General features: G+C 67.8%; 14 protein-coding genes. 12 read left to right on the forward strand and 2 right to left on the reverse strand.

The genetic code is table 11. The annotated features are described in order from the left end of the window. Genes pdhA through BIU82_RS18205 form a run of 3 tightly spaced genes read left to right on the forward strand, consistent with a single transcriptional unit; the run spans window position 1 to window position 3,481 of the window. On the forward strand, window positions 1-1,110 hold the full coding sequence (pdhA, locus tag BIU82_RS18195) for a pyruvate dehydrogenase (acetyl-transferring) E1 component subunit alpha (protein WP_253182848.1): 1,110 nt from the start codon (window positions 1-3) through the stop codon (window positions 1,108-1,110). Next, the gene (locus tag BIU82_RS18200) at window positions 1,110-2,120 is read left to right on the forward strand and encodes an alpha-ketoacid dehydrogenase subunit beta (RefSeq protein WP_070350870.1); all 1,011 of its coding nucleotides are present in this window, start codon (window positions 1,110-1,112) and stop codon (window positions 2,118-2,120) included. The genes pdhA and BIU82_RS18200 overlap by 1 nt, the downstream gene beginning before the upstream one ends. After that, window positions 2,117-3,481 (forward strand): dihydrolipoamide acetyltransferase family protein, encoded by a 1,365-nt coding sequence (locus tag BIU82_RS18205; protein WP_070350871.1) that lies wholly within the window; start codon window positions 2,117-2,119, stop codon window positions 3,479-3,481. The genes BIU82_RS18200 and BIU82_RS18205 overlap by 4 nt, the downstream gene beginning before the upstream one ends. 20 nt (window positions 3,482-3,501) lie before the next feature. On the opposite strand, the gene BIU82_RS18210 is transcribed toward BIU82_RS18205, so the two are convergent. Continuing rightward, on the reverse strand, window positions 3,502-4,140 hold the full coding sequence (locus tag BIU82_RS18210) for a TetR/AcrR family transcriptional regulator (protein WP_070350872.1): 639 nt from the start codon (window positions 4,138-4,140) through the stop codon (window positions 3,502-3,504). A 135-nt stretch (window positions 4,141-4,275) separates the two neighbouring features. On the opposite strand from BIU82_RS18210, the gene BIU82_RS18215 reads away from it, so the two are divergent. Genes BIU82_RS18215 through BIU82_RS18245 form a run of 7 tightly spaced genes read left to right on the forward strand, consistent with a single transcriptional unit; the run spans window position 4,276 to window position 12,116 of the window. Beyond that, the gene (locus BIU82_RS18215) at window positions 4,276-5,883 is read left to right on the forward strand and encodes a carboxyl transferase domain-containing protein (RefSeq protein ID WP_070350949.1); all 1,608 of its coding nucleotides are present in this window, start codon (window positions 4,276-4,278) and stop codon (window positions 5,881-5,883) included. Window positions 5,884-5,889: 6 nt separating this feature from the next. Then, complete coding sequence (locus BIU82_RS18220) at window positions 5,890-8,040, forward strand: biotin carboxylase N-terminal domain-containing protein (RefSeq protein ID WP_070350873.1); 2,151 nt, start codon at window positions 5,890-5,892, stop codon at window positions 8,038-8,040. After that, the gene (locus BIU82_RS18225; RefSeq protein ID WP_070350874.1) at window positions 8,027-9,190 is read left to right on the forward strand and encodes an acyl-CoA dehydrogenase family protein; all 1,164 of its coding nucleotides are present in this window, start codon (window positions 8,027-8,029) and stop codon (window positions 9,188-9,190) included. The genes BIU82_RS18220 and BIU82_RS18225 overlap by 14 nt, the downstream gene beginning before the upstream one ends. Before the next feature lie 32 nt (window positions 9,191-9,222). Beyond that, window positions 9,223-10,011, forward strand: a complete 789-nt coding sequence (locus tag BIU82_RS18230) for a CoA transferase subunit A (RefSeq protein WP_070350875.1) — start codon at window positions 9,223-9,225, stop codon at window positions 10,009-10,011. After that, entirely contained in the window at window positions 10,008-10,763 is a 756-nt protein-coding gene (locus tag BIU82_RS18235) for a CoA transferase subunit B (RefSeq protein ID WP_070350876.1), read from the forward strand. The genes BIU82_RS18230 and BIU82_RS18235 overlap by 4 nt, the downstream gene beginning before the upstream one ends. Further along, a complete protein-coding gene (locus BIU82_RS18240; protein WP_171906583.1) occupies window positions 10,760-11,278 on the forward strand; it encodes a MaoC family dehydratase in 519 nt (172 codons plus the stop codon). Before BIU82_RS18235 ends, BIU82_RS18240 begins: the two co-directional genes overlap by 4 nt. Then, a complete protein-coding gene (locus BIU82_RS18245) occupies window positions 11,265-12,116 on the forward strand; it encodes a CoA ester lyase (RefSeq protein WP_070350877.1) in 852 nt (283 codons plus the stop codon). Before BIU82_RS18240 ends, BIU82_RS18245 begins: the two co-directional genes overlap by 14 nt. Window positions 12,117-12,189: 73 nt before the next feature. Here the strand turns inward: BIU82_RS18245 and BIU82_RS18250 are convergent, their stop codons facing one another. Beyond that, complete coding sequence (locus BIU82_RS18250; RefSeq protein ID WP_070350878.1) at window positions 12,190-13,647, reverse strand: lipase maturation factor family protein; 1,458 nt, start codon at window positions 13,645-13,647, stop codon at window positions 12,190-12,192. Between the two features lie 57 nt (window positions 13,648-13,704). Here BIU82_RS18250 and dxr point away from each other — a divergent pair, with 57 nt between their 5' ends. Then, window positions 13,705-14,889 carry a 1-deoxy-D-xylulose-5-phosphate reductoisomerase gene (dxr, locus tag BIU82_RS18255; RefSeq protein ID WP_070350879.1) on the forward strand — a complete coding sequence of 395 codons (1,185 nt, stop codon included), beginning with the start codon at window positions 13,705-13,707 and terminating at the stop codon, window positions 14,887-14,889. A gap of 66 nt (window positions 14,890-14,955) precedes the next feature. After that, window positions 14,956-16,287 carry a site-2 protease family protein gene (locus BIU82_RS18260; protein ID WP_070350880.1) on the forward strand — a complete coding sequence of 444 codons (1,332 nt, stop codon included), beginning with the start codon at window positions 14,956-14,958 and terminating at the stop codon, window positions 16,285-16,287. Window positions 16,288-16,293: the final 6 nt, after the last annotated feature.

Genomic DNA, 16,293 nt, shown 5'->3' on the forward strand with positions numbered 1-16,293 from the left:
GTGACGAATCCACGCCGGACCGGGGGAGACCTGGTCCAGTTGCTGTCCCCCTCCGGGGAGCGGATCAGCCATCCGGAATTCGATCTGTGGATCAGCGATGTCAGCGACGAGCAACTGTGCTCCCTGTACGAGGACATGGTGGTGGTCCGCCGCATCGACACCGAGGCCACGGCGCTGCAGCGGCAGGGCGAGCTGGCACTCTGGCCGCCGCTGCTCGGCCAGGAAGCCGCCCAGGTCGGTTCGGGGCGTGCGTTTCGCAGTGACGACTTTGTTTTCCCCACCTACCGCGAAAGCGGCGTGGCCTACTGCCGCGGGGTGGCTGCCCCGGACATGGTGAAGGCCTGGCGCGGAAACGCCCTGTTCGGCTGGGACCCGTACCGCTACAACATGGCCACGCAGCAGATCATGATCGGCTCGCAGGCACTGCACGCCACCGGTTATGCCATGGGCATCCAGCATGACGGCGCCGATTCCGTGTCCGTGGGTTACTTCGGCGACGGCGCCACCAGCGAAGGCGATGTCAGTGAGGCTTTGGTCTTCGCGGCCAGTTTCCAGGCGCCGGTGGTGTTCATTTGCCAGAACAACCACTGGGCCATCTCCGAGCCGGTGACGCTCCAGTCCCACGTACAGCTCGCGGACCGCGCCGCCGGTTTCGGCATCCCCGCCATCCGCGTGGACGGTAACGACGTACTGGCTGTCCTGGCCGCCACCCGCGTTGCCTTGGACCGTGCCCGCAAGGGCGGCGGACCCACCTTCATCGAAGCAGTCACCTACCGCATGGGACCGCACACGACGGCGGACGATCCCACTCGCTACCGCGACGCCAATGAGCTCGAAGACTGGGCCGCGAAGGACCCGATCGCCCGGCTCAAGGCGCTGCTGGAACGCAAGGGCCTGCTGGACGAACAATTGGAAACCCGCGTCAAGGCAAAGGCGGACGAGGTGGCCGCGGAGCTTCGCAGCGGCACCATCAACATGCCCGAACCTGCCGCGATGGACGTCTTCAAGCACGTGTACGCCGAAGAGAATTCCTGGCTGGAACGCCAGAAGGACCACTACGCCCGCTACCTCGAAAGCTTCAGCGGATCCGCCCAGGAAGGTGCCCTCTGATGAGCCAGTTGACTTTCGCCCGCGCCATCAACGCCGGGCTTCGCAAATCCCTCGAATCCGACCCCAAGGTCATCCTCATGGGCGAGGACATCGGCAACCTGGGCGGCGTCTTCCGCGTGACCGACGGCCTGCAGAAGGACTTCGGCAAGCACCGCGTCGTGGACACGCCCCTGGCCGAATCCGGCATCATCGGCACGGCCGTGGGCCTGGCGTACCGCGGGTACCGGCCGGTGTGCGAGATCCAGTTCGACGGCTTCATCTACCCGGCCTTCGACCAGATCGTGTCCCAGGTGGCCAAGATGCACTACCGCACGCAGGGCAAGGTGAAGATGCCCATCACCATCCGCGTGCCGTTCGGCGGCGGCATCGGTTCCCCCGAGCATCATTCCGAATCGCCGGAGGCCTACTTCACGCACACCTCCGGGCTGCGCGTCATCAGCGTGTCCAACCCGCAGGACGCGTACACGATGATCCAGCAGGCCATCGCCTCTGATGATCCCGTGCTCTACTTCGAGCCGAAGCGCCGCTATCACGACAAAGGCGAGGTGGATGAAGCCGCCCCGCTGGCCCAGGCGTTCCCGATGGGCAGCGCACGCGTGGCCGCCGTGGGCGCCGACGTCACCTTGGTGGCCTACGGCCCGCTCGTGAAAACCGCGCTCGACGCCGCCCTGGCCGCCTCCGATGAGGGCGTGTCCATCGAGGTGGTGGACCTCCGCTCGCTGTCTCCGGTGGACTACGCCACCGTGGAGGCCTCCGTGCGCAAGACCGGACGGCTCGTCATCACCCATGAAGCCGGGCAGTCCGGCGGCCTGGGCGCGGAGATCGCAGCCAGCATCACCGAACGGTGCTTCCACTACCTCGAGGCCGCGCCCGTCCGGGTCACCGGTTTCGACGTTCCGTACCCGTACTCCAAGCTCGAATCGCACCATCTGCCGGACCTGGACCGCATCCTGGACGGCGTGGACCGCGCCCTCGGCCGGCCGAACTCCCTGAGCGGACTGGAAGGATGAGCCCCGCCATGATCAAGGAATTCCGTCTGCCGGACCTCGGCGAAGGGCTCACGGAGTCCGAAATCCTCAGCTGGCGGGTGTCCGTCGGCGACACCGTGGAACTGAACCAAGTGATCGCCGAGGTGGAAACCGCCAAGGCAGTGGTGGAGCTGCCCTCGCCGTTCGCCGGTACGGTGGCGGCCCTGCACGAACAGCCGGGCAGCGTCGTCGAGGTCGGCAAGCCGATCGTCTCCTTTGAAGTGGACGACGCCGGTGCCGCGCCTTCCGGTGAAGGTGCCGCTCCGGGCGGTGCGGCCGGGGCCGACGAACCGAAGCGCGAAGCCACCCTGGTGGGATACGGCGCGGCCGTCGAAAAAGGCGGACGCCCCGCACGCAAGGCACGCACCTTCGCGACTCCGGCAGCCGCGCCCCAGGAGGCACACCCCGCGGAAGCCGCCGCCGCGCAGGCAGCACCCGCCGCCGTCGTTCCCGCTCCGGAAACCACGGGCGAACGTCCGCGCTCCACGCCGCCGGTGCGGAAGCTGGCGCGGGATCTCGGCGTCGACCTCACAAGGGTTCCCGGCACGGGCGAGCGCGGGCTGATCACCCGCGAGGACGTGCAGCGCTTTGCCGCCGGCTCGACTGAGGGAGCGGCTCCGGCAGCCGTCCGCCCGGCAGGGGAACGGGAAATCCGCACGCCGATCAAGGGCGTCCGGAAGTACACCGCAGCGGCCATGGTGCAGAGCGCCTTCACGGCACCTCATGTCACGGAGTTCCTGACCGTGGACGTCACCGCTGCCATGGAATTGCTGGAGCGGCTCAAATCGAACCGTGCGTTTGCCGGCTACAAGCTCACCCCGCTCACCCTGGCGGCCAAGGCGGTGCTCATCGCCCTGAAGCGCAACCCCACGCTCAACTCGCGTTGGGACGACGCCGCGCAGGAGATCGTCCAGTTCAATTACGTGAACCTGGGCATCGCTGCGGCAACGCCGCGCGGGCTGACGGTCCCTAATATCAAGGACGCGGACACGATGAGCCTGTTGGAGCTTTCCGCGGCCCTGTCGGAGCTCACGGATACCGCCCGCGCGGGCAAGACCACGCCGGAGGACCTCTCCGGCGGCACCATCTCGATCACCAACATCGGTGTCTTCGGGATCGATGCCGGCACTCCGATCCTCAACCCGGGGGAGGCGGCGATCATCGCCCTCGGCGCAGTGCGGAAGGCCCCGTGGGTGCATAACGACGAACTTGCCGTCCGCCAGGTCATGTCCCTGAGCCTGTCCTTCGATCACCGCCTGGTGGACGGGGAGCAGGGCTCGCGCTTCCTGGCCGATGTGGGCGCCATTCTCTCGGACCCGGGCATGGTCTTGACCATGGTGTAGGCGGTCCGGCTACCCGGACTTCAGTCCACTGTCAGCGCCGCCAAGGCCATCTGCTCCAGGAGGGGGCGGGCGGCCTTGGCGGCGATTCTGCGTCCATGGCTGCGCAAGGAGTGCGGCGTGGAGTTGATCAGTCCGAACACTGCGTGGGCCCGCAAGCGGAGTTCCTGGGTGTCCGTGCCTGGATGGAGCTGTTCCAGTACGCCAACCCACAACTCGACATAGGCCCGCTGTAGCGCGCGGACCTCAGCCCGGTCGGAGTCGGAGAGGCTGTCCAGGTCCCGGTCCTGTACCCGGATGACGTCCGGGTTGCCCAAGGCGAACTCCACATGGAACTCCACCAGCCCCCGCAGCACCTCCGCGGGATCCTCGGGTCCGGCGGCGACGGCGCGGCCGCCGTCGAGCAGTCCGCGGCTGACGCTCAGCAGCAGCTCGGCGAGCACCGCCTGCTTTCCGGGGAAATGCCGGTACACCGCAGGGCCGCTCACGCCAGCCGCGGCGCCCAGGTCCTCGAGCGACACCCTGCTGAAACCGTTGGCGGCGAACAGGGCCGCCGCTGCCGAAAGCAGCGCCTTCCGGCGGGTCTCCTTCGCCTGGCTGCGTTGCGTGGGTGCGGGGGACATCGGCGCGCCCTCCGGCGGCTCCTCCTGGGGTGCGATCATGGCTCCTCCTCGCGCGGCGTGCCCGCCCGGCGTGGTGGACATCACAGTTAATAGAGACTAAGCTAAATTTCAGTTACTTGTCATTAACTGAAACCGCCGTTGGCCGGGAATCCGGCCGGGATGGGAAGCATGTCGATGGAGACACTCGCCAGCCGGGCAGATCCCCGCAGCGCAGCGTTCGAGTCCAATGCCAAGGCTCAGCAGGCCCTGGTGGAGGAGCTCCGGGAACGCCTCGCAGCGGCGGCGCTCGGCGGACCCGAAAAATCGCGCCAGCGCCACGTGGCCCGCGGAAAGCTGCTGCCGCGCGAACGCATCGAGCAGCTGCTCGACGACGGCAGCCCCTTCCTGGAAATCGCACCGCTCGCGGCAAACGGCATGTACAACGATGATTCGCCGGGCGCGGGCGTGATCGCCGGCATCGGCCTGGTACACGGCCGCCAGGTGCTGGTGATCTCCAACGACGCCACGGTCAAGGGCGGCACCTACTACCCGATGACGGTCAAGAAGCACCTGCGGGCCCAGGAAATCGCGCTTGAAAACCGCATTCCCTGCATCTACCTGGTGGACTCCGGCGGCGCCTTCCTGCCCCGGCAGGACGAGGTCTTCCCGGACAAGGAACACTTCGGCCGGATCTTTTTCAACCAGGCGCGGATGTCCGCGGCGAAGATCCCGCAGATCGCCGCCGTCATGGGTTCCTGTACCGCCGGCGGCGCCTACGTGCCGGCCATGAGCGACGAAACCGTGATTGTCCGGAACCAGGGCACCATCTTCCTGGGCGGCCCGCCGCTGGTGAAGGCCGCCATCGGTGAGATCGTCACGGCGGAAGAGCTGGGCGGCGGCGAGGTCCACGCGAAAATCTCGGGCGTCAGCGACCACCTGGCCGAAAACGACGAGCACGCCCTGCAGATCGTTCGGGACATCGTGGCCACCCTGCCCCGGCCGCAGGAACCGGCCTGGGATGTCAGCACCGCGGTGGAGCCCGACGTCGGTCCTTCCACCCTCTACGGCGTGGTCCCCGTGGACGTGAACGAGTCCTATGACGTCCGGGAAGTCATCGCCCGCCTGGTGGACGGTTCCCGCTTCCACGAGTTCAAGCGGGAGTACGGCACCACGCTCGTCACCGGATTTGCCCGCCTGCACGGCCACCCCGTGGGCATCGTGGCGAATAACGGCGTGCTCTTCAGCGAATCCGCGCTCAAGGGCGCCCATTTCATCGAATTGTGCGATCAACGAGGCATCCCGCTGGTCTTCCTGCAGAACCTTTCCGGCTTCATGGTGGGCAAGGATTACGAACACGGCGGGATCGCCAAGAACGGCGCCAAGATGGTCACCGCCGTCGCCACCGCGCGGGTGCCCAAGCTGACCGTGGTGATCGGCGGCTCCTTCGGGGCAGGCAACTACTCCATGTGCGGACGCGCCTACGGCCCCCGCTTCCTATGGATGTGGCCGGCTGCCCGGATCTCCGTGATGGGCGGCAACCAGGCGTCTTCCGTGCTGGCCACCGTGAAGCGCGAACAACTTGAGGCCGCCGGCCAGGAATGGTCCGCGGAAGAGGAAGAAGCCTTCAAGGCGCCCATCCGGCAGCAGTACGAAGACCAAGGCAGCCCGTATTACTCCACGGCCCGGCTCTGGGACGACGGCATCATCGACCCCGCGGACACCCGCCGCGTCCTGGGCCTCGCCCTCGACGTCGTGTCCCGCCAGACCCTGCCGGACACCTCCTTCGGCATCTTCAGGATGTGAGCCCCCATGCCTGAACTCTTTGACACCGTCCTGGTGGCCAATCGCGGCGAAATCGCCTGCCGCGTCATCCGCACGCTGAAATCCATGGGGATCCGTTCGGTCGCCGTGTATTCGGATGCCGACGCCGGAGCCCGCCACGTGCGGGAAGCGGACACTGCCGTCCGGATCGGCACGGCGAGCGCCGCGGACAGCTACCTGAACATCGACGCCATCATCGACGCCTGCCTGCAGAGCGGTGCCCAGGCCGTGCACCCCGGTTACGGTTTCCTCGCCGAGAACGCGGAGTTCGCCAAGGCGCTTGATGCCCATGGCATCGCGTTCATCGGCCCGCCCGTGGAGGCGATCGAGCTGATGGGGGACAAGATCCGCTCCAAGAACCACGTGATGGGCTACGGCGTGCCCTGCGTTCCCGGGGTCGCCGAAGCCGGCATGGATGACACCGCCTTGCTCGCCGCGGCGGACACCGTCGGCTTCCCGTTGCTCATCAAGCCTTCGGCGGGTGGCGGCGGCAAGGGCATGCATGTGGTGGAAAGCGCTGCCGACATGCCCGCCGCGCTCGCCACGGCGCGCCGGGTGGCGGCCGCCGCTTTCGGCGACGACACGCTCTTCCTCGAACGCCTCGTCCGTACGCCGCGGCATATCGAGGTGCAGATCCTGGCCGACAAGCACGGCAGGGTGGTCCACCTCGGCGAGCGCGAATGCTCGCTGCAGCGCCGCCACCAGAAAGTGATCGAAGAAGCGCCGTCGCCGCTGCTCGAATCGGTGCCCGACGGCGCCGGCATCCGTGCGCGGATCGGCGAGGCCGCCTGCCAGGCAGCCCGCTCGGTCAACTACAGCGGCGCCGGAACCGTGGAATTCCTCGTCTCGGACGAGGACCCCGGGCAGTTCTACTTCATGGAAATGAACACCCGCCTGCAGGTGGAGCACCCGGTGACGGAGATGGTCACGGGGATCGACCTCGTCGAATGGCAGGTACGGATCGCCGCCGGTGAGGAGCTCACCCTGGAGCAGTCGGGCATTGCGCTGGACGGGCATGCCGTGGAAGCCCGGGTCTACGCGGAGGACCCCGCCCGGAACTTCCTGCCGTCCGCGGGCACGGTGTTGCTGCTGGACGAAGGGCAGCTCCCGGACGAAGAAGGCGGCCGCCCGGCCGCCGGCACGAAGCTGCGCGTCGACTCCGCCCTGCTGCCCGGGCTCGAGGTGACCGGCGACTACGATCCGATGCTGTCCAAGGTCATCACCTGGGGCCCGGACCGTAACGCAGCGCTGGATGCCCTCGACCGTGCCCTGGGGAACTACACGCTGCTGGGCCTGCACACGAACGTTGAGTACCTGCGCCTGCTGATCAACGATGACGACGTCCGCGCCGGCCGGCTCGATACCGGACTGATCGGGCGCAAGCTGCCCGCCATGCAGTTCCGGCAGCCCGGCGACCCGGAACTTCGTGAGGCCGCGCGACTGGCGCTGGACTCCGCAGGCGGGCGCCCGGCGTCAGGCCATCCGGTGGACGCCGCCCCGCCCTGGCACGCCGGCGACGGCTGGCGGCTCGGCGCCCCGGCCCCGCGCCGGGTCCACCTGGCGGTTCCCGGAGCGGTTCCAGGTGCGGTACAGCCCGACGGCGGCCCTGCCGGCGAGCGTCTGGTGACCGTCGAGCTGCACCCACAGGACGCCGTCGGGATCAACAGCGCGGCGCACCGCTATAGCGCGGTCTTCGAAACCGCGGCCGGCGGTGCGCGCGGACTCTGGCTGGGCGAGGGCGGCTGGTCCTGCCGGCTGGAGGTCCTGGACCGCGAGGCCCGGCTGCAGCGGGTCCTGGCCGGGATCCAACGCGAGGAAGGCGCCGCAGATCCCGAGGTGCGTTCGCCGATGCCCGGCACTGTGGTGTCCGTGGCTGTTCGGGACGGCGAGTCCGTCGAAGCGGGCCGGCTGCTGCTCTCGGTCGAGGCGATGAAGATGGAGCACCAACTCACGGCGGCACTGGCCGGCACCGTACACCTCACGGCCGGCACCGGAGACCTGGTGAAAGCGAACCAGGTCCTGGCCACCATCCACCCGGCGGATAATCCCGCCGCAGAAACCACACCCCAGGAAGGCCGGGAGATCCCCGGCTCCGATCCCACCCTGAAAGGCGAGGAACCCCGCCATGGCCGGCTTTGATCTCAGCGACGAATACCAGGACCTCAGCGATTCCGTCAGGGAATTCGCCGACGAAGTGGTGGCCCCGGTCTCCACCAAGCACGACGAAGAACACAGCTTCCCGTATGAGGTGGTGCGGCAGATGGGGGAGATGGGTCTCTTCGGCCTGCCCTTCCCCGAAGAATTCGGCGGCATGGGCGGGGACTACTTCGCCCTGTCACTCGCGCTGGAACAGCTGGGCCGCGTGGACCAGTCCGTGGCCATCACCCTGGAGGCCGGGGTGTCCCTGGGCGCCATGCCGGTCTACCGCTTCGGAACGCAGGCCCAGAAGGAGGAGTGGCTGCCGCAGCTCGCCTCGGGCCAGGCGCTCGCCGGCTTCGGCCTGACCGAGCCGGAGGCGGGCTCGGATGCGAGCGGCACCAAGACCCACGCCCGCCTGGAAGACGGCCAGTGGGTGGTCAACGGCACCAAGGAGTTCATCACCAACTCCGGAACCGACATCAGCCGCCTGGTCACGGTCACCGCGGTCACCGGAGAACAGACCGGCAAGGACGGCAGCCCCCGCAAGGAGATCTCCACCATCCTGGTGCCCACCTCCACTCCGGGCTTCACGGCGGAGAAGGCCTACAACAAGGTGGGCTGGAACGCCTCGGACACGCATCCGCTGACTTTGGCAGACGTGCGTGTGCCGGAGGAGAACCTGCTGGGTGAACGCGGACGCGGCTACGCCAACTTCCTGTCGATCCTGGACGAAGGCCGCATCGCCATCGCCGCGCTCGGCACCGGCGCGGCACAGGGTTGCGTGGACCTGTCCGTGAAATACGCCAAGGAACGCAGCGCTTTCGGCAACAACATCGGCAAGTACCAGGCCATCCAGTTCAAGATCGCGCGCATGCAGGCCAGGGCCCACACGGCCCGCCTCGCGTACTACGACGCCGCCGCCCGGATGCTCGCCGGGAAGCCGTTCAAGACCGAAGCGGCCATCGCTAAGATGGTCGCAGGCGAGGCGGCCATGGACAACGCCAGGGACGCCACGCAGGTGTTCGGCGGCTATGGCTTCATCAACGAATTCACGGTGGCCCGCCACTACCGCGACTCCAAGATCCTGGAAGTCGGGGAAGGCACCACCGAGGTCCAGTTGATGCTCATCGCCCGCGAGCTGGGTCTCTAGGGCTGCTTTCCCCCTCGAAGGAAGGATCACCGATGATCGACAAAGTTGTTGCCAGCGCCGCGGACGCGGTGAAGGACATTCCGGACGGTGCCTCGCTGGCCGTGGGCGGCTTCGGCCTCTGCGGCATTCCCGTGGCCTTGATCGATGCCCTCCATCAACAGGGCACCAAGGAGCTGGAAACGGTCAGCAACAACTGCGGCGTGGACGACTGGGGCCTGGGCATCCTGCTCAAGGACGGCCGCATCCGCCGCACCATCAGCTCCTACGTTGGGGAAAACAAGGAATTCGCCCGCCAATACCTCTCCGGCGAACTCGAAGTGGTGCTCACCCCGCAGGGCACCCTGGCTGAGAAATTGCGCGCCGGCGGTGCCGGAATCCCCGCGTTCTACACGGCGGCCGGCGTCGGGACCCAGGTCTCCGAAGGCGGCCTTCCGCAAAAGTACGACGCCGACGGGAACGTCGCGCTCGCATCCTCTCCCAAGGAGGTGCGCAGCTTCAACGGGGCCGACTACGTGCTGGAGGAGTCGCTGACTCCGGACTTCGGGCTTGTCCACGCCTGGAAGGGCGACCGCCACGGCAACCTCGTCTTCCACGCCACGGCCATGAACTTCAACCCGCTGTGCGCCATGGCCGGGCGGATCACCATCGCCGAAGTCGAAGAACTCGTCGAACCCGGCGAACTGGACCCGGAGCATATCCATGTCCCCGGCATCTTCGTCCAACGCGTGGTCCTCGCCCCGGAGGGCGAGAAACGGATCGAGAAACGCACCGTGTCCCTCGCAGCATCCACCACCCCGAGCCAGGCAGGAGCAGGAGCATGACCATGGAAGGCATTCCGGCTGAAGCACCTCCGCGTCCGGAAGCGGTCCGCCACGGCTACCGGGAGGCCGCCGTCGGGCACTCCGAACCGGACGCGGGCACCAAAGGCTGGACCCGCAACGAACTCGCCGCGCGCGTGGCCAGGGAACTGAGCAACGGCCAGTACGTCAACCTCGGCATCGGCATGCCCACGCTGATCCCCAACTACATTCCGGACGGCGTGGAAGTGGTGCTGCACTCGGAGAACGGCATCCTGGGCGTGGGCCCATACCCGGCCGAGGATGCCGTGGACCCGGACCTCATCAACGCCGGCAAGGAAACCGTCACGGTCAACAAGGGTGCCGCGTTCTTCGACTCCGCCCAGTCGTTCGGGATGATCCGCGGCGGGCACGTGGATGTGGCCGTGCTCGGGGCCATGGAGGTGGCGCAGAACGGCGACCTTGCCAACTGGATGATCCCCGGCAAGATGGTCAAGGGCATGGGCGGCGCCATGGACCTGGTGTTCGGCGCCAAGAAGGTGATCGTGATGATGGAGCACGTGGACCGCAACGGCAACCCGAAGATCGTGGAGCGGTGCTCCCTGCCGCTCACCGGCAAGGGTTGCGTCAACCGGATCATCACGGACCTCGCCGTCCTGGACGTCACGGAGGCCGGGCTGGTGCTGCGTGAGCTGGCACCGAACGTCACCGTGGAGGACGTCGCCGCGGCCACCGGGGCACAGGTATTCGAAGAGGACCAGGAGCTGACGGTTTGACGGATTCCCAGAGAGCGGGGGAGGACCTGCCGGTGATCCTGCAGCGCGGGCTGTACTTCGAGGAAATCCAGGAAGGCGTGGTGTACGCGCACCGCCCCGGCCGCACGGTCACGGAGACGGACAACGTCCTCTTCACCACGCTGACCATGAACACCCAGGCGCTCCATTTGGACGCTGCATGGAGTGCCACCCAGCCCTTCGGGCAACGGTTGGTGAACTCGATGTTCACCCTGGCCACCGTGGTGGGGCAGTCCGTGCCGCAGCTGACGCAGGGCACCATCGTGGCGCAGCTGGGCCTGGGCGACGTCTCCTTTCCGCACCCGCTCTTCCACGGCGATACCCTGTACACCGAAACCGTGGTCACCGAAAAGCGGCTCTCCAGCTCACGCCCGGGCAAGGGCGTGGTGACCATGCGCCACACCGGCCGGAACCAGGACGGGGTGGTGGTGGCCCTGGCCACGCGCACCTGCCTGATGTGGACCAAGGAGGCTCACGAAACCCATGCCAGCAGCTGAAACTTTCACCATGGGCCCGGCGCTGCTGTTCTGCCCGGCGGACCGTCCCGAACGCTTCGGGAAGGCCGCTGAACGCAGCGACGCCGTCATCCTGGATCTCGAAGACGCCGTGGCGCCGGACGCCAAGCAGAGGGCGCGCGGCGCGATCCTGGCACTTGTGGCGGCCGAAGGGCAGGCTGCGGAACTGGACCCCAGCCGTACCATTGTGCGCGTCAATCCGGCCGGCAGCGAGGACTTCGCCAAGGACCTGCATTGCCTGGCGCATACCCCGTACCGCACGGTCATGCTGGCCAAGGCCGAATCCGCTGAGCAAGTGCGTGAACTGGCGGACTACCGGGTCATCGCGCTCTGTGAAACCGCCAAGGGAATCCTGAACGCCGCAGCCATCGCCGCCGAACCCAACGTGGTCGCCTTGATGTGGGGCGCCGAGGACCTTATCGCCTCCATGGGCGGCACCTCCAGCCGGAAGGCCGACGGCGGCTACCGGGCCGTGGCGGTTCACTCGCGTTCCACGGTGCTGCTCGCCGCAAAGGCCCACGGCAAGGAAGCCATCGACGCCGTCTACGTGGACATCCCGGACCTCGACGGACTCGCCGCGGAATCCTCCGACGCCGTGGCCAGCGGCTTTGGTGCCAAGGCCTGCATCCACCCGAACCAAGTGGCCGCCGTCCGCGGCGCCTACGCTCCCACGGAGGAGGCGCTCACCGAGGCCCGTGAACTGCTTGGCGCCGCAGCCGCCGCGGGCACCGGGGTGTTCCGGTTCAAGGGCAAGATGGTGGACGGACCCATCCTCCGTCACGCCGAAGCCACCCTGCGCCGCGCCGGCGAAAACCACTAACCCACCGCGCGAACGTACAGTTGAGGCCCTTAAATCGCGGATTTTGGGGCGCCAAGTGTACGTTCGCGCTTCCCTAGTTGCGGGAATGCGGGCGGGACAACGGGGGAATGGCCTCGTACAGTTCCATCCGCACCCAGCGCTCGCCGCTCTCCCGGAACTCCGCCCGGCTCGCGAAACGGTACAGGAAGGTGCGGGCACGCACCCAACGCGGCCGGGCGCCGTCGAACGGGTCCGAACTCAACAGGCGCAGGGTGGCGGGATCGGCGTCGAGCAGCTTGTGCAGGAAGGCGTAGAACCACGGCTCGTGGATGGTGCGCAACGGCAGGAACCACATGAGCCAATCCAGCCGCAGATGGTACGGAGCCCATTGCCGGGGCAGGCGGCGGGGATCACCGGGCTTGCCCTTGAAGCCGTACTCGCGCCATTCGGCGTCGCTATCCGGGTCCGCGTCCGGCGTCCCTTCCACTACCACTTCCACCCGGTGCTTCGTGACCGTGCCGAACGCCCCGTAGGTGTTGACCAGCTGCCAGCGGTTGAAGCTGGCGTTCATCAGCTGCCCGCTGGAGAGCAGGTTGCGCAACGGCCGGTAGCTGAGCACCAGCAGCAGCACCGTCACGGCCAGGACGACGGCGGTCCACCACACCGGGGACTGCAGGCCGGAGCCGGGGGCCGCCGGAGTCGGGGCGGCCAAGCCGAACACCGCCCGCAGCACGGAATCGCTGAACCCGCCGCACGCCAGGACGATCGCTGCCCAGTTCAGCCAGGCGAAATTCCCGGTGGCCACCAGCCAGAGCTGGGTGAAGATGATGATCCCGGCCGCCACGGAGGCCAGCGGCTGCGGCGCGAACAGGAAGAACGGCACCACCAGCTGCGCGAAGTGGTTGCCCAGCACTTCCATGCGGTGCAGGGGTTTCGGGAGCAGGTGGGCCTGGCGGCTGAGGGGCCCGGGCATCGGCTGGGTTTCGTGGTGGTAGTACAGGGCGGTCAGGTCCCGCCATTCGCTGCCGCCGCGGATCTTGATCATGCCGGCACCGAACTCCAGCCGGAACAGCAACCAGAGCAGCAGGACCAGGACCGGCGTGGGCGGAGGGAGCTGCTCGGAGCCAAGGAACGCCACGGTGAAGCCGAGTTCCAGGAGCAGCATTTCCCAGCCGAAGCCGTAGAAGGTCTGGCCCACGTTCACGATCGACATGTAGAGCAGCCACAGCGCCAGGAACATCAGCAGCGGCACCCACGGCGGCCCCAGTTGCGGCAGGCCGGCCACCAGGGGAAGCGCAAGGGCCATGCCGGCCAGGCACACCAGGCGCAGGAGCCGGTCCGAATACCGCCAGCGGAACAGGCTGGGCCGCCCGAAGCCCCGCGAACGCTCCACGTAGCGCGGAACCGGAAGGAGCCCGTGCTCGCCGAGCAGCGCCGGGAACTGATTGAAGGAGGACAGGAACGCGATGAAGAACAAGGCCGCCGTGCCGCGCTGCAGGGCCTGCCGGGCGAACCCATAGTCCGGCGCTTCCAGGAGCCACAGCCAGTCCACGGTTCCAACGCTACGCCCGTGCTCCTACGGGTCAACCGCGTGCGGGATACTTGATCCATGCAGCCCCGCAAGATCGTCCTCCTCGGCTCCACCGGTTCCATCGGCACCCAGGCGATTGACGTCGTCGACGCCGCCCCGCACCTTTTCGAAGTTGTGGCACTGAGCGCGGGCGGAGGAAACCTCGCGCTGCTTGCGCAGCAGGCCGTCCATACCCGGGCCGCCGCCGTCGGGATCGCCGATGGCGAGCCGCGCGCGCTGCAGGAACTGATCGACGCCGCTGCTGCCGCCGCCGGTGTGCGGAACTACCGCCCGGAGATCTTCAGCGGACCGGACGCCTCCGCGAAGATCGCGGCGGTCCCGGCCGACGTCGTGCTGAACGGCATCACCGGCTCCATCGGCCTGGCGCCCACGCTCGCCGCCCTGAAGTCCGGCGCCACCCTGGCGCTGGCGAACAAGGAATCCCTGATTGTCGGCGGCGCGCTGGTGAAGGCCGCGGCCGCCGAGGGGCAGATTGTTCCTGTCGACTCCGAACACTCCGCGCTGGCCCAGTGCCTGCGCTCCGGCACCGCAGCCGAGGTGGAGAAGCTTATCCTCACCGCCTCCGGCGGGCCCTTCCGGGGCCGCAGCCGCGAGGAACTGTACAACGTCACCCCGGCGGAGGCGCTGGCACACCCCACCTGGGACATGGGCCTCATGGTCACCACCAACTCCGCCAGCCTGGTCAACAAGGGCCTCGAAGTGATCGAGGCGCACCTGCTTTTCGATGTTCCCCTGGACCGCATCGACGTGGTGGTGCACCCGCAGTCCGTGGTGCATTCCATGGTGCAGTTCGTGGACGGCTCCATCATCGCCCAGGCCTCTCCGCCGGACATGCGCCTGCCCATCGCCCTGGGCCTCGGCTGGCCGGACCGCGTGCCGCACGCCGCCAAGGCCTGCGACTGGAGCAAGGCCACCAGTTGGACCTTCGAACCCCTTGACCCCGTGGCGTTCCCCGCCGTGGACCTCGCCAAGGACGCCGCCAAGCAGGGGAGCACTTTCCCGGCCGTGTTCAACGCCGCCAACGAAGAAGCGGTACAGGCCTTCCACGCCGGCCGAATCCGCTTCACGGACATCGTGGACACGGTGGAGGCCGTCCTCAGCGAGCACCCAGGTTCCTCGGAGCTGACGCTGGAGTCCGTGTTGGATGCTGAACTGTGGGCACGCACGCGCACCCACGATCGTTTAGCCGACAGCCGCGTTTAAGCGGCTGTTCCCGTACGGACAACCGCAACACGAAGAACCGCAACGCAGGAAGCAGCACCAGCAGGCATGAGCCCAGTCATTCTCTTCATTCTCGGAGTCGTCTTCGTCGCCATCGGCGTGGCGGCCTCCATCGCGCTCCACGAGGTAGGGCACCTGCTTCCGGCCAAGCTGTTCAAGGTGCGCGTCACCAAGTACATGATCGGCTTCGGCCCCACCATCTGGTCCAGGCGGAAGGGCGAAACCGAATACGGCTTCAAAGCCCTCCCTCTGGGCGGCTACGTGGCCATGATCGGCATGTACCCGCCCAACAAGGAGGACGGCAGCGTCCGCCCCTCCAGCACCGGCATGTTCCAGACCCTCGCCAGCGAAGCCCGCTCGGCAGCGCATGAAGAGGTCGGCCCGGGCGACGAAAACCGGGTGTTCTACAAGCTGCCGGTGTGGAAGAAGATCATCGTCATGCTCGGCGGGCCGGCCATGAACATGCTGATCGGCCTGGCCCTGACGGCCGTGCTGCTCATGGGGTTCGGGATTGCCACCCCCACCACGACGCTCGCCGATGTCTCCAAATGCCAGGTCAAGGAAGGCGAAACCGTCGATCCCGATTCCGCCGCCTGCACCCCGACGCCTGCCGCGCTCGCGGGCCTGAAGCCGGGCGACCAGATCGTCAGCTTCGACGGCAAGCCCGCCGGAACCTGGCCCGAACTGACCGCCCGGATCCGGGCCTCCGCGGGCCGGACCGCGGACATCACCGTCCGCCGCGACGGCAGGGACATCACCTCCCAAATCACCCCGGTGCTGTCTGCCCGCCCGGTGATCGGCGACGACGGCCAGCCCGCCAAGGGTGCCGACGGCAAGCCCCTGTACCAGGAGGTCGGTTTCCTCGGCATCGTCTCGCAGACTGCCCTGGTGCCCCAGCCGGCGTCGAGCGTCCTGCCCATGGCGGGGGAGAACATCAAGCAGATCACCGGCGTCATCCTCAACCTCCCGGCCCGGGTGGCCGGCGTCGCGCAGGCCGCCTTCAGCTCCGAGCCGCGCGATCCCAACGGTCCCATCAGCGTGGTGGGCGTCGGCCGCGTGGCCGGCGAGGTCGCGGCCATGGAAGAGGTCCCCGCGCAGTCCCGCATCGCCACCCTGGTGGGCCTGCTCGCCGGGCTGAACTTCGCGCTGGCGGTCTTCAACCTGATCCCGCTGCTGCCGCTGGACGGCGGACATATCGCCGGGGCCCTCTACGAAGGCGTGCGGCGGCGGATCGCCAAGCTGTTCGGCAAGCCGGATCCGGGCGCCTTCGACATCGCCAAGCTGCTCCCGCTGACCTACGTGGTGGCGGCCCTGCTGATGGCGATGGGCGCGCTGCTGATCTACGCGGACATCGTCAAGCCCGTGAATCTGTTCGGTTGAACGGAA

The organism is Arthrobacter sp. SW1 (genome assembly GCF_001766675.1).
Classification (GTDB): Bacteria; Actinomycetota; Actinomycetes; order Actinomycetales; family Micrococcaceae; genus Arthrobacter.